The sequence below is a fragment of the Pseudomonas sp. B21-012 genome, assembly GCF_024749305.1.
Lineage (GTDB): Bacteria > Pseudomonadota > Gammaproteobacteria > Pseudomonadales > Pseudomonadaceae > Aquipseudomonas.
This window is the reverse complement of sequence record NZ_CP087197.1, coordinates 813,752-827,022: the sequence shown is the minus strand read 5'-3', so window position 1 is coordinate 827,022 and position 13,271 is coordinate 813,752. Positions and strand designations below refer to the sequence as shown.

Annotated in this window: 15 protein-coding genes; 5 read left to right on the top strand and 10 right to left on the bottom strand. The window is 62.4% G+C overall.

What is annotated here, in order from left to right; translation table 11 throughout:
- Positions 1–63: 63 nt before the first annotated feature.
- From LOY37_RS03635 to rplU, 5 genes are all read right to left on the bottom strand, one after another.
- Complete coding sequence (locus tag LOY37_RS03635; RefSeq protein ID WP_258717169.1) at positions 64–510, bottom strand: CreA family protein; 447 nt, start codon at positions 508–510, stop codon at positions 64–66.
- 22 nt (positions 511–532) lie between these two features.
- Positions 533–1,651 carry a glutamate 5-kinase gene (gene proB / locus LOY37_RS03630; RefSeq protein WP_045195944.1) on the bottom strand — a complete coding sequence of 373 codons (1,119 nt, stop codon included), beginning with the start codon at positions 1,649–1,651 and terminating at the stop codon, positions 533–535.
- Between the two features lie 75 nt (positions 1,652–1,726).
- Positions 1,727–2,950 (bottom strand): Obg family GTPase CgtA, encoded by a 1,224-nt coding sequence (cgtA, locus tag LOY37_RS03625; RefSeq protein ID WP_093387895.1) that lies wholly within the window; start codon positions 2,948–2,950, stop codon positions 1,727–1,729.
- Positions 2,951–3,142: 192 nt separating this feature from the next.
- Positions 3,143–3,400, bottom strand: coding sequence for a 50S ribosomal protein L27 (gene rpmA / locus LOY37_RS03620; protein WP_010225698.1), 258 nt, complete (start codon positions 3,398–3,400; stop codon positions 3,143–3,145).
- 32 nt (positions 3,401–3,432) lie between these two features.
- Positions 3,433–3,744 (bottom strand): 50S ribosomal protein L21, encoded by a 312-nt coding sequence (rplU, locus tag LOY37_RS03615; RefSeq protein WP_010225695.1) that lies wholly within the window; start codon positions 3,742–3,744, stop codon positions 3,433–3,435.
- Positions 3,745–3,996: 252 nt separating this feature from the next.
- Here rplU and LOY37_RS03610 point away from each other — a divergent pair, with 252 nt between their 5' ends.
- From LOY37_RS03610 to LOY37_RS03600, 3 genes are all read left to right on the top strand, one after another.
- The gene (locus LOY37_RS03610; RefSeq protein ID WP_038997216.1) at positions 3,997–4,965 is read left to right on the top strand and encodes a polyprenyl synthetase family protein; all 969 of its coding nucleotides are present in this window, start codon (positions 3,997–3,999) and stop codon (positions 4,963–4,965) included.
- Positions 4,966–5,067: 102 nt separating this feature from the next.
- Positions 5,068–5,409 (top strand): zinc ribbon domain-containing protein YjdM, encoded by a 342-nt coding sequence (locus LOY37_RS03605; protein WP_045195941.1) that lies wholly within the window; start codon positions 5,068–5,070, stop codon positions 5,407–5,409.
- 125 nt (positions 5,410–5,534) lie between these two features.
- Positions 5,535–5,783 carry a hypothetical protein gene (locus tag LOY37_RS03600; protein WP_038997219.1) on the top strand — a complete coding sequence of 83 codons (249 nt, stop codon included), beginning with the start codon at positions 5,535–5,537 and terminating at the stop codon, positions 5,781–5,783.
- Between the two features lie 67 nt (positions 5,784–5,850).
- On the opposite strand, the gene LOY37_RS03595 is transcribed toward LOY37_RS03600, so the two are convergent.
- From LOY37_RS03595 to LOY37_RS03575, 5 genes are all read right to left on the bottom strand, one after another.
- Positions 5,851–6,468: an FKBP-type peptidyl-prolyl cis-trans isomerase gene (locus tag LOY37_RS03595; protein WP_045195939.1), complete on the bottom strand. Its 618-nt coding sequence runs from the start codon at positions 6,466–6,468 to the stop codon at positions 5,851–5,853.
- Between the two features lie 86 nt (positions 6,469–6,554).
- The gene (locus tag LOY37_RS03590) at positions 6,555–6,860 is read right to left on the bottom strand and encodes a DUF6482 family protein (protein ID WP_258716319.1); all 306 of its coding nucleotides are present in this window, start codon (positions 6,858–6,860) and stop codon (positions 6,555–6,557) included.
- Positions 6,861–6,993: 133 nt separating this feature from the next.
- The gene (locus LOY37_RS03585) at positions 6,994–7,482 is read right to left on the bottom strand and encodes a TIGR00645 family protein (protein WP_038997223.1); all 489 of its coding nucleotides are present in this window, start codon (positions 7,480–7,482) and stop codon (positions 6,994–6,996) included.
- 100 nt (positions 7,483–7,582) lie between these two features.
- Positions 7,583–7,924, bottom strand: a complete 342-nt coding sequence (locus tag LOY37_RS03580) for a hypothetical protein (RefSeq protein ID WP_010226382.1) — start codon at positions 7,922–7,924, stop codon at positions 7,583–7,585.
- A gap of 172 nt (positions 7,925–8,096) precedes the next feature.
- The gene (locus tag LOY37_RS03575; protein WP_258716318.1) at positions 8,097–10,535 is read right to left on the bottom strand and encodes a Lon protease family protein; all 2,439 of its coding nucleotides are present in this window, start codon (positions 10,533–10,535) and stop codon (positions 8,097–8,099) included.
- Between the two features lie 277 nt (positions 10,536–10,812).
- Between LOY37_RS03575 and LOY37_RS03570 the strand changes: the two genes are divergently transcribed.
- Together LOY37_RS03570 and LOY37_RS03565 are read left to right on the top strand one after the other, a co-directional pair.
- Positions 10,813–11,301, top strand: a complete 489-nt coding sequence (locus LOY37_RS03570; RefSeq protein WP_093387889.1) for a DUF3015 domain-containing protein — start codon at positions 10,813–10,815, stop codon at positions 11,299–11,301.
- A gap of 77 nt (positions 11,302–11,378) precedes the next feature.
- On the top strand, positions 11,379–13,232 hold the full coding sequence (locus LOY37_RS03565) for a DUF4105 domain-containing protein (protein ID WP_258716317.1): 1,854 nt from the start codon (positions 11,379–11,381) through the stop codon (positions 13,230–13,232).
- Positions 13,233–13,271: the final 39 nt, after the last annotated feature.

The window sequence follows — 13,271 nt, the reverse complement described above, 5'->3', positions numbered from 1 at the left end:
ACCGGTCCAGTGGGAGCGGCGGTGCGGCGACCCGACTTGCCCCGCGATGAACTCAACCCGGTGTTACTGCTGGGCCCACGGCAGGATCGGAATCGCCGTCACCGCATTCTGCGGGCTGCCTTCGATGACCCGGTCGGAGTACACCAGGTAGACCAGGGTATTGCGCTTCTTGTCGAGGAAACGCACCACTTGCATGGTCTTGAACACCAGCGAGGTGCGCTCCTTGAACACCTCGTCACCGTCCTTGAGCTGCTCCTTGAAGCGAATCGGCCCGACCTGACGGCAGGCGATCGACGCCTCGGCGCGGTCTTCAGCCAGGCCCAGGCCACCTTTCAGTCCGCCAGTCTTGGCCCGTGACAGATAGCAGGTCACGCCCTCGACCTTGGGGTCATCAAACGCCTCGACAACGATGCGGTCATTCGGCCCGACGATCTTGAACACCGTCGATACCTGGCCAATCTCCTCGGCCGATGCCATTACCGGCAACGCCAGCAGCGCCGCTGCAATCATCCCTTTGAACACAGGTAGTTCCTCAGACCAGAATCAGGTTGTCGCGGTGCACCAGCTCCGGCTCGGCGATGTAGCCCAGCAGGCCCTCGATCGCGTCAGACGGCTGGCCAATGATTTTCTGTGCTTCCAGGGCGCTGTAGTTGGCCAGGCCGCGGGCGACCTCTAGGCCATCCGGGCCGACGCAAACCACCATCTCGCCACGGCGGAAGCTGCCCTGCACGGTCTTCACACCGACCGGCAGCAGGCTCTTGTTGTCCTTGCGCAAAGCCTTCGCCGCGCCCTCGTCGAGCACCAGGGTGCCGCGAGTCTGCAGGTGCCCGGCCAGCCACTGCTTGCGCGCGGCGAGCATGCCGCGCTCAGGCGACAGCAAGGTGCCCAGGCGCTCGCCCGCCTTGAGGCGGTCGAGCACGCGCTCAAGGCGCCCACCGACGATGATCGTGTGGGCACCGGAACGCGCCGCCAGGCGCGCGGCACGCAGCTTGGTCTGCATGCCGCCACGGCCCAGGGCGCCGCCGGTGCCGCCGGCCACGGCGTCGAGGCTCGGATCGTCGGCACGGGCTTCGTAAATCAGCTGCGCATCAGGGTTGTTGCGCGGGTCGGCGTCGAACATGCCGTCGCGGTCGGTGAGGATCACCAGCAGGTCGGCTTCGACCAGGTTGGCCACCAGCGCCGCCAGGGTGTCGTTGTCGCCGAAGCGGATCTCGTCGGTGACCACGGTGTCGTTTTCGTTGATCACCGGCACCACGCCCAGCTCCACCAGGGTGCGCAGGGTGCTGCGGGCATTGAGGTAACGCTTGCGGTCCGACAGGTCGTCGTGGGTCAGGAGGATCTGCGCGGTATGCCGGCCATGCTCGGCAAAGCTCGACTCCCAGGCCTGCACCAGGCCCATCTGGCCGATCGAGGCCGCCGCCTGCAGCTCGTTCATCGCACTCGGTCGCTTGGCCCAGCCCAAACGGCTCATCCCCGCGGCAACCGCCCCGGACGACACCAGCACCAACTCGACACCTGCCTCATGCAACGCCACCATCTGCTCGACCCAGACACCCATGGCCGCGCGATCCAGGCCCTTGCCATCTGCTGTCAGCAGGGCACTGCCGATTTTCACGACCCAGCGCTGCGCACCCGTCACCTTGCTCCGCATCTTCTTCCAACCTATTCAGATCTTTAGATACCAAAACGCCGCTCCTGAGAGCGGCGTTTAGTGTACTGCAACGAATCAGTCGCGCACGTAAATGATTTCCGGGCCGTCTTCGTCGTCCTCGTCCCAATCATCGTCATCGTCGTCGCCGATGTCGTGCACGCTCTTGACCCCGCTGCGGCGCAGGGCGCGAGCGTCGTCCAGGGCCTGCAGCTGGGCACGGGCTTCGTCTTCGATGCGCTGGTCGAGCTCGGTCAGCTCTTCGGCGTAGGCCGGGTCGTTGGCCAGGCGGTCGGCGCGGTCTTCGAGGTAGCGCATGATGTCGCGGCTGAGCTGCTCGGTGCCCTGCTTGGAGATGGCCGAGATCACATAGACCGGGCCTTCCCACTGCAGGCGCTCGACCACTTCCTTGACCCGCTCGTCACGCTCGTCGTCCATCAGCATGTCGGTCTTGTTCAGCACCAGCCAGCGATCACGCTCGGCCAGCGACGGGCTGAAGCGGGTCAGCTCGTTGACGATGACTTCAGCGGCATCGGCGCTGCTGCTTTCATCCAGCGGCGCGAGGTCGACGAGGTGCAGCAGCAGGCGGGTACGCGCCAGGTGCTTGAGGAAGCGGATACCCAGGCCGGCACCGTCGGAGGCACCTTCGATCAGGCCGGGAATGTCGGCGATGACAAAGCTCTTCCAGCGGTCGACGCTGACCACGCCCAGGTTCGGCACCAGGGTGGTGAACGGGTAGTCGGCGACTTTCGGCTTGGCGGCCGATACCGAGCGGATGAAGGTACTCTTGCCGGCGTTCGGCAGGCCCAGCAGGCCGACGTCGGCCAGTACTTTCATTTCCAGTTTCAGGTCACGCTGCTCACCCGGTTTGCCCGGAGTGGTCTGGCGTGGCGCACGGTTGGTACTGGATTTGAAACGGGTGTTGCCCAGGCCGTGCCAGCCGCCCTGGACCACCATCAGCTTCTGGCCTGGCTTGACCAGGTCGCCGATGACTTCCTGGGTGGCCGAGTCGATCACCGTGGTGCCGACCGGCACGCGCAGGATCAGGTCGTCGCCCTTCTTGCCGGTGCAGTCGGTGCTGCCGCCGTTGGAGCCGCGCTGGGCTTCGAAGTGACGGGTGTAACGGTAGTCGACCAGGGTGTTGAGGTTATCGTCGGCAACCATGTATACCGAGCCGCCGTCGCCACCGTCACCGCCGTTGGGACCACCGTTCTCGATGAATTTTTCGCGGCGGAAGCTCATGCAACCGTTACCGCCGTCACCGGCTTTGACCCGGATCGATACTTCGTCAACAAACTTCATAAAAACCGCCTCTCGTCAGCTGGACGAGCTGAGTGACACAAAGACATAAGGCTCTTGCAAAAGTGAGCGCGGCGGCCCCGTCACGACAGTAACAACCCACGCCGGCAGCCCATACAAACAGCTTTGCAAGAGACTCACCCCACAAACGAAAAAGCCCCGTCGCGAGACAGGGCTTTTCCAGCGTTCGCGCGATTACTCGGCGACAACGCTCACGTAACGACGACCGAAGGCGCCTTTAACTTCGAACTTGATCTTACCCGCGATCTTGGCGAACAGGGTGTGATCTTTACCCATGCCAACGCCGTAGCCAGCGTGGAATTGGGTGCCGCGCTGACGCACGATGATGTTGCCAGGGATGATAGCCTGGCCGCCATACATCTTCACGCCAAGGCGTTTGGCTTCTGAGTCGCGACCGTTACGGGTACTACCACCAGCTTTTTTGTGTGCCATGGTTCAAATTCTCCAGAAATGGATTCAGGCGATTAAGCCGAAATACCGGTGATCTTGATTTCGGTGAACCACTGGCGGTGGCCCATACGCTTCATGTGGTGCTTACGGCGGCGGAACTTGATGATGCGCACTTTGTCGTGACGACCTTGGGAGATCACTTCAGCAACAACCTTGGCACCAGCAACGACTGGAGCGCCGATGTTCACGTCGTCGCCATTGGCAACCAACAGAACGCGGTCGAAAGTCACGGATTCGCCAGTGGCGATTTCCAGTTTTTCGATTTTCAGGTATTCACCTTCGGCGACTTTGTACTGCTTGCCACCGGTAACAATTACTGCGTACATGGGTATTTCTCCGATAATCCTGCTCACCCAGCTCTTTATAGGAAGAGTATTGGCTGGCATGGCTGCATAGGGCTGGAACGGCCCAGTGCAATTGCGTAAGGCAGGTGCTGCCCAGGAAGTTCAGGGTGCGCGATTGTACGCAAGCCCCGCTTTGCTTGCAAGTCCCACCCCCGGCCCGCGGGCAGTGCGCCTTGACACGCCGGGACCCGCGACCTAGCATGCCGCGCAACCTTTATGGAGCACCTGTGGCCGATGCAACCCCAAGCTTTCTACCGTGCGGTAGCGGACGACTTCAGCGCCGTTGACGAGATTATCAAGAAACAGCTGACTTCGCGTGTACCGCTGGTATCGAAAATCGGCGACTACATTACCTCGGCCGGCGGCAAGCGCCTGCGCCCGCTGCTGGTGCTGCTGTGCGGCAAGGCCCTGGGCCGCGAAGGCGACGACCTGCGCCTGCTGGCCGCCACCATCGAGTTCCTGCACACCGCCACCCTGCTGCATGACGACGTCGTCGACATGTCCGGCATGCGCCGTGGCCGCTCCACCGCCAACGCCCTGTGGGGCAACGCGCCGAGCGTGCTGGTCGGTGACTTCCTGTACTCGCGCTCGTTCGAGATGATGGTCGAGCTGGGCTCGATGCCGGTCATGCAGATCCTCTCCAAGGCCACCCGGGTCATTGCCGAAGGCGAAGTCCTGCAGTTGTCCAAAGTGCGCGACGCCAGCACCACCGAAGAAGTCTACATGGACGTCATCCGCGGCAAGACCGCGATGCTGTTCGAGGCCTCGACCCACAGCGCCGCAGCCCTGGCCCAGGCCACCGAGGAGCAGAGCGAAGCCCTGCGCACCTTCGGCGACCACCTGGGCGTGGCCTTCCAGCTGGTCGACGACCTGCTCGACTACAAGGGCGATGCGCAAACCCTGGGCAAGAACGTCGGTGACGACCTGGCCGAAGGCAAGCCGACCCTGCCGCTGATCTACACCATGCGCGAAGGCACCGCCGAACAGGCTGCGCTGGTCCGCCAGGCCATCCAGAAAGGCGGCATCGAAGACCTCGAGAGCATCCGCGCGGCCGTTGAAGCCTCGGGCTCGCTGGACTACACCGCCAAGCTGGCCCGCGACTACGTGGCCCGCGCCATCGCCTGCCTGGACGTGCTGCCGGCCAGCGAATACCGCGATGCACTGGTCGAACTCAGCGAATTCGCCGTCGCCCGCACGCACTGATTGCCCCTGCCCCGGCCCATCGCTCGATGGGCCCGATTAGCCTCTGACGGACAAAACCCTATACAATGTAGGTTTTGTACCTGTACGTCTTGAGGAACCTTAGTGAGCACTTTGCCACCCTGCCCCAAATGCAACTCCGAATACACCTACGAAGACGGCGCCCAGCTGATCTGCCCCGAGTGCGCCCACGAGTGGTCGGCTGCCGGTGAAGCCGAAGCGGCCAGCGACGAAGCGGTGAAGAAGGATGCGGTGGGCAACGTCCTGCAGGACGGCGACACCATCACCGTGATCAAGGACCTCAAGGTCAAGGGCACCTCGCTGGTGGTCAAGGTCGGCACCAAGGTCAAGAACATCCGCCTGTGCGATGGCGACCACGACATCGACTGCAAGATCGATGGCATCGGCCCGATGAAGCTGAAATCGGAATTCGTCCGCAAGGTCTGATTCTGCCGGGTTTCGGGGTCGCGCTGCGGCCTCGACAACCCACCGGCGGGAAAAAACCGCCAATAGGCACTTGCTATTTTGATAATAAGAATTATTCTCATTGAACGCTTTCAAGGAGAATAGCCATGACTTATCTGATAGACGCTTGGCTTGACCGCCCCCATCCTTACCTGCGCATCCTGCACCGGGAAACCGGCGAGGTATGTGCCGTGCTTGAAGAAGAAGCACTGGACGAACTGCGCGACCAGGGCGACCTGGATCTCAATGGTTTGAATTCAAGTGAGCCGAGTGTGCTCAAGGAGCTGGTGCGAAACCTGTTCCTGTTTTGCTATGCCCGGGCGTTGCGCCCTGGCGGTGGAACCGATTGGAACTGAACAGCATCGCGGGGCAGGCCCGCTCCTACCCGAATTGTGTAGGAGCGGGCTTGCCCCGCGATCGGTCTTACAGAACGTCCAGCAGCTCGACGTCGAACACCAGCACGCTGTGCGGCGGGATGCTGCCAACACCCTGAGCGCCGTAAGCCAGCTCGCTCGGCACGTACAGGCGCCATTTGCTACCGGCGTTCATCAGTTGCAGGGCTTCGGTCCAGCCGGCGATCACGCCGCTGACCGGGAACTCTGCTGGCTGGCCGCGCTCGTAGGAGCTGTCGAACACGGTGCCGTCGATCAGGGTGCCGTGGTAGTGGGTACGCACGCTGTCGTCGCGGCTTGGCTTGGCGCCTTCGCCAGCAGTCAGTACTTCGAACTGCAGGCCCGAAGCCAGGGTGGTGATGCCGTCACGCTTGGCGTTTTCAGCCAGGAAAGCCTTGCCTTCGCCAGCGGCAGCTTCGGCCTTGGCCGCAGCTTCGGCTTGCATGATTTCGCGGATAACCTTGAAGCTGGCCGACAGGTCGGCTTCGCTGACGCGGCTGTCCTGGCCGTTGAAGGCGTCGGTCAGGCCGGCCAGGATGGCGTCCAGGTTCACACCTGGTGGCGGGTTGTCACGCAGTTGGCCACCCAGCTGACGGCCGATGCCGTAGCTGACGCGAGTTTCGTCGGTAGACAGGTTGAGTTCGGACATTTGCTTGCTCCGCTGCAGGGCGCACGACAGCCGCGCCCTTTATGAAAAGGGCGAGCAGCCTAGCACACTGCGCTTGCGCAGATCAGCTACCAGGCCGAACGTCGTGGCATCGGGATTTTCAGGTCGCCGTCACCGGCGTCGTCACCACCGCACATCTCGTCGTCCATCGACCAGTGCACCAGGTGCAGCGGTACAGCGGGCAGGCCGTCAATCAATCGCTGCGCGTCGACCACTGAATGCACTTGCAGACGCCGTCCACGCTTATCTGCCAAGGGATATGCACGGCCTTTGACCCGGGCTTCGATAATGAAGTCCCCGCCCTCGATGGCGATCAGGTTTAGTTCATCGACATGACCGGCCCTGGCCTCGGTGTTCAGTTGTTGAAGGTTCATCGCGATACCTCGTTACTGGAACTTCGAGTGACCGTTCATTTTTTGTACAGTGGCAGACAAAGCACAAGGCAAAAACGCAACCGCCCGTCCGTTTTGCAACGGACGGGCGGTATTTGACTGGCACAACACCTGATCAGTGCTTGGTGACCTTGTCCAGGTAACCCATGGCAAAGGCCGAGACCACGAAGGTCATGTGAATGATCACGTACCACATCAGGTACTGAGTCTCGATGTTGCGCGCGTCCATGAACACCCGCAGCAGGTGGATCGAGGAAATCGCCACGATCGAGGCTGCGACTTTCATCTTCAGCGAAGACGAGTCCATCTTGCCCAGCCAGCTGAGTTTTTCCTTGTCTTCGTCGATATCCAGCTGCGAGACGAAGTTCTCGTAACCGGAAATCATCACCATCACCAGCAGGCCGCCGACCAGGGCCATGTCGATCAGCGACAGCAGCACCAGGATCAGGTCGGCTTCAGCCAGGGCGAAGACGTTGGGCAGGACGTGGAAGATCTCCTGGAAGAACTTCAGTGCCAGCGCCAACAGGCCCAACGACAGACCAAAATAGATGGGCGCGAGCAGCCAGCGCGAGGCATACATCGCATTTTCGATAATACGTTCCATTGAAAACTCGTCAGGTTGGCAAAAAAGCGAGCGCGAGTATAACAGCCACCCATGACAGAAAAAGCCCGTGGCACGCTGCCACAGGCGCGGCGCAGGCGTCTCAGGTTTCCGGATGGAACTGGAAGTCGCCGACGTGATGCACGCGCTCGCCGTTGATCCGGCGCAGTTGCGCTTGCAGGTGCACGCACCAGATCTGCGGGTCGTCAGCCAGCTGGTAACCGTGCAGGGTCAGGCTGTCGACAATGGCGTTGAGCACCGATTCGGCCACGAACGGCCCGTGAAACGGCCCCTGAGCCTTGATCGCGGAGGGCTGCTCGCCAGCCATGCCGGCGGCAAACAGCAGGGTCCACATGCCGTTGTCACCGGCCAATGGGCGGATGCTGCATTCAATGCGGGTCACCAGGCCCAGGCATTGACGGGTGAGGCTGAGGCTGCGCGGCATGGCGGAGGTCCTCGGTAAACCCTTGTTCAGCCTTCAGGTGAAGGCTGTCTCTTCCTGTACCTACGACTGTCCCTGAACTGAAGAATAGAAGAATTCCGCCCATGCGTGGAAAAACCGGCGCCGAATGGTCATGCTCCATTTAGCGCCGTTTTTTTGACTCGTACCACTCAGATCAGGACGGCTTGACCTGGGCCAGGGCCTGCTCGGCCTGCTCCTTTTCTGCCTCCTTGAGGTCCTCTTCGCTGATCATCTCGGCAATTACCCGCAAGCGCTCGACGACCCGGGCGTTGACACTGCCTTCCGGGAACTGGCCTTCTTCATCCGGCTCACCGGCAGGTTCACCGACCAAAAGGCTCAGGGCCTCGTCGGCCTGGCTTACGGCATAGACGTGGAACATGCCGGCGCGTACCGCCTGCAGCACCCGCTCGTCGAGCATCAGCGTGGCAACGTTGGCACGCGGGATGATCGCGCCCTGCTCGCCAGTCAGGCCACGGGCCTCACAAAGGCGGAAGAAGCCCTCGATCTTCTCGTTGACCCCACCGACCGCCTGCACTTCACCGAACTGGTTGATCGAGCCGGTGATGGCGAAGCACTGCTTGAGCGGGGTTTTCGACAAGGCCGAGATCAGCGTGCAGGCCTCGCCCAGCGAGGCGCTGTCGCCGTCGACATAACCGTAGGACTGCTCCAGGGCGATACTCGCGGAGATCGCCAGGGGGAATTCCTGGGCATAACGGCTGCCCAGGTAACCGGTGAGGATCATCACCCCCTTGGAGTGGATCGGCTGGCCGAGGTTGACCTCGCGCTCGATGTCGACGATACCGCTGCCGCCGGGGTAGACCGTGGCGGAGATCCGCGCCGGCACACCGAACGCTGAATCGCCGACTTCCAGTACGGTCAGGCCGTTGCACTTGCCCACCGCGGCGCCGTCGGTATCGATGAGGATGATGCCGGCCAGCATGTCGTCGAGAATCCGCGCCGACACACGGCCGGTGCGCGTGGCCTTGGCCTTGAGCGCACGTTCGATGTGCCCGGCGTCGGTCATTTCGTCATTGGCCAGGTGGCGGATAAAGTCTGCCTCGCTGACCAGCTGGAACAAATCACCAATACGCGCCGACAAACGCCCCTGGTGCTCGGCCAGGCGTGCGCTGTAGGTCGCCAGGCGCGCCACCGCGTCGGCGCTCAGCGGCGCCATGCCCTCCTCGCTGGTGCGGGTCTTGAGCAACTGGGCGAACTGCTCCAGGCTCTCGTCGACCATGGGGATGTCTTCGTCGAAGTCAACCAGCACCCGGAACATCTCCTGGAAGTCCGGATCGTGATCCTGCAGGGCGTAGTACAGCTGGCGCGCACCGATGATCACCACCTTGATGTTCAGCGGGATCATCTGCGGGTTGAGGGTCACGGTGGCCAGGCGACCGAACTCGCCCAACGGCGATTCCATCTTCAGCTTGCGCGACTGCAGGGCGCGCTTGAGCGCGTCCCAGACAAACGGCTCGCTGAGCATTTTCTCGGCTTCCAGAATCAGGAAGCCGCCGTTGGCCCGGTGCAGGGCACCCGGACGCAGTTGCCGGTAGGTGGTGTACAGCGCGCCCTGGTCGGTGCTGTACTCGATTCGGCCAAACAGGTTGTCGTAGGTCGGGTGCGGCTCGAACACCACCGGCGCACCGCCACTGACGTGATGGCCGACCACCAGGCTCGGTGCGTATTGCTCTTCGAGCAGCTTGCGCGCCTGGGCGTCGGTCTTGCTGTCATCAACCAGTTGCTCGACCACAGTGCGCAGCAGGTAGACCTGCATGGCCTGCAGGTAGGCACAGACGGCGGCGTTCTCGGCGTACTTTTCAGACAGCGGCGCCAGCAATGGCTGCAAGGCCAGGGTGATGGTTTCTTCGTTGAGTTGACGCAGCTGGTTGCTCGATTCGCGCTTCCATTGCGGCAGGCTCGCCAGTTCTTCGTTGAGGCGTTCTTCCAGCGCGGCGATATCGTCGTGGAAACGCTCGCGCTCGGCTTCCGGCAGCTGCGCAAATTCCGCTTCGTCCAGCGCCTTGCCGTCAGCCATCGGGGTGAAGGCAACGTTGCTGCTGTCGCGGTACAGGGCCACGTCCTTTTCCAGCGAGGCGCGCTCGATCACATCCAGGGCACGGTCGTATCGCTGGTTGAAGGCGCGGTCGATGGCGCTTTTTTTCTGCTGGTAGGACGGGTGCTCGAACACTGCCGGAAAGGTTGCCAGCAGGTTGTCGATCAGGCCACCGATGTCGCTGATGAACGCACCGGCGCTGCCCGGTGGCAACTCCAGCGCGCGCGGCTCGCGTGGCTCGTCGTAGTTGTTGACATAGACCCAGTCCGACGGCGTTTGCAGGCGCTTGCCTTCGGCCTTGAGGTAGCGTTTGACGAACGAGAAACGACCAGTGCCGGGCTCGCCCATGACGAAGACGTTATACCCGGGACGCGGCATGGCGACGCCGAACTGCAAGGCTTCGACTGCACGCTCCTGGCCAAGCACACCGCGAAAAGGCTCCAGATCATTGGTGGTGGAAAAAGCGAACTGTTCAGCGGAAAACGGCCGGGTCAGGGCTTCGGGCGCAAGACGCAGGCTCGCAGCGACAGGATCGGGCATCGGGCTTCCTTACTTCGGCGGGGCGGATGTCAGCATTCTGGCGCCGTGCGCGTGCACGTTGCAAGGCTCATCGCTGCTAATTGTCGCAGGGGCGAAAAGCCGATCTACGTCAATATTTTCAGGCAATCTTTCGCAATAAATCACGGAACCCTTAGATCGTGCCTAAACTCCAAACTGCGCGGCTGGGTAAATAACCGACCCGCCCTGGCAACTGGTCCTACAGATATGCCAGACAACCCTGACCTTTGGTATGTAATTCTAGAAAGAGAACAATGCTATGAAACGGATTCTTCTGGGTACTCTGTTCACCGCGGTCTCCCTCAATGCCATGGCCCAGGCCCCTGGCGGACCGGATTGCGGCTGGGGCAACATGCTGTTCGAGGGCCAACGCGGCACACCGGCCCACTTCCTTGCATCCACCACCAACGGCACCTCCGGCAACGCCACTTTCGGCATGACCTCGGGCACCAACGGCTGCTCGACCAACGCTGCGCTGACCTATGGCGGTAAATCATGGTTCGCCATGAACGGCATGATGAACGAACTCTCCGAAGACATGGCCAAGGGTCAAGGTGAAGCACTGACCACCTATGCCGTGGTGCTCGGTGTCGCACCGGAAGATCGCGCGCACTTCGCCGCGGTTACCCATCAACACTTCCAGGACATCTTCAAGACCGCCGATGTCACGGCTGAAGATGTACACAGCAACACCCTCGCAGTGCTGAAAAGCGATCCACGCCTGGCCAAGTACGTCACCCAGGCTTAAGCTCGGCCCACCCGCCCCTTCACCGGGGCGGGTTGTTGTCCGCCTCTATCGGCATCATTCAGACTTAGTTGCCCGACATGCTCAAACGCCTTGCCTACCTGGCGCTCTGTGCCTGCGCCCCGCTGCATGCTGCCCCTTCATTCGATGAAGCACGCCTCAAGCAACTGGCGGCCGACCGCTACTGGATCGCCCTCGGCCATTACGAGACGGCCAAGCTGGGCGGCTGGCGCAGCTATGTCGATGACCAACGCTTCTTTCTTGCCCAGGACGGTGCCCATCACCCCGACCAGGAGCTGCGCGCCACCGTCAAGGCGCTGTACGCACCGGCGAGCCTGGGCGACAAACATGCCCAGTGCGTGTTCCCGGCACGTACCCGCTGGCTGCGCGAGCAGTTGCAACTGAACGACCTGCCGAGCCCGGACTGCAAGGACTACACCCAGTGGTTCAAGGACGTCTCGCCGCACAGTGCGGTGATGATCTTCCCGGCCGCCTACCTCAACAGCCCCTCGTCGATGTTCGGCCATACCCTGCTACGCATCGACCAGGCCGACGTGCAGAGCAACGAAACCGCCCTGCTCAGCTACGCGATCAACTTCGGCGCCTATATCGAAGGCAGCGACAACAGCATCCTCTATGCCTGGAAGGGCCTGATGGGCGGCTACCCGGGCCTGTTCGCCCTGGTGCCCTACCAGGAGAAACTCTCCGAGTACCGTAGCCTGGAAAACCGCGACCTGTGGGAATACCGGCTGAACCTGACCCCGGAAGAAACCGGGCGCATGGTCGAGCACGTCTGGGAACTCAAGCAGATCCAGTTCGACTACTTCTTCTTCGACGAAAACTGCTCCTACCGCCTGCTCGAGCTGCTGCAGGTGGCGCGCCCGAGCCTGGACCTGACTTCGCAGTTCCCGCTGACCGCGATCCCCACCGACACGGTCAAGGCGGTCAAGCAGGCCGGCCTGGTCGAGCGTATCGACTACCGGCCGTCGCGCGAGCGCGAACTGCTGGAGCGCGCCAAGCCGCTGGAGGCCGAGGAACAGCAACAGGTGCTGGCCGTCAGTGCCGACACCGCGCAACTGCAAAGCCCCGCGTTCACCGCCCTGCCCCGCGAGCGCCAGGCCCTGGTGCAGGACGCCGCCTACCGCCTGGAACGTTACCGCGCCAACGGTCAGGAGCGCGACCCGGCGCGGACCAAGCGCAGCTTCGAGCTGCTACGGGCAATCAACCGCAACCCGCCGCCGGAGCTTGAGATCGAGCGCCCCGGCTTGCCTGAGGACGGCCACCAGTCACGTACCTGGCAATTGGGCCTGGGCAGCCGCGATGATCGCGCCTACGCCGAATATGGCCTGCGCATGGCCTATCACGACCTCAACGACAACGCCTACGGCTTCCCCCTTGGCGCACAGATCGAGATCCTCCAGCTCAAGCTGCGCCAGTACGAAGGCAACGACTGGCAGGTGCAGCGCCTGGACCTGGCGACCATCCGCTCGCTGACCCCGCGCAACGCCCTGCTGCAACCCTGGTCCTGGCAGGTCGCCGGGGGGCTTGAGCGAGTGCTGGGCAAGCACGGCGACGAGGTGCTGGTCAGCCACGTCAATGGCGGCGCCGGCGCTACCTGGCAGTTGGCCGATGACGTACTGGGCTTTGCCCTGGGCACGGTGCGCGTCGAGCACAACAATGACTTCGCCGGCTTCATTGCGCCGGCTGCAGGCTTCAATACCGGGATGCTGTGGCGCAACCCGCTGGGCAACCTGAGCGTCGAGGCCAAGGCCGACTACTTCACCAATGGCGAGGTGCGCCGTAGCCTGAGTCTGAATCAGCAGTGGGAGCTGTCCCGCGATCTGGGTGTACGTTTGAGTGCCAGCCGCGACTTCAGCAAGCTTGCGTCAGCGCAGAACGAGGTGATGCTGGAGCTCAAGTGGTATCACTATTAGCAAGGCCCCAATACCTTGATCACATCCTTTTGACACGCC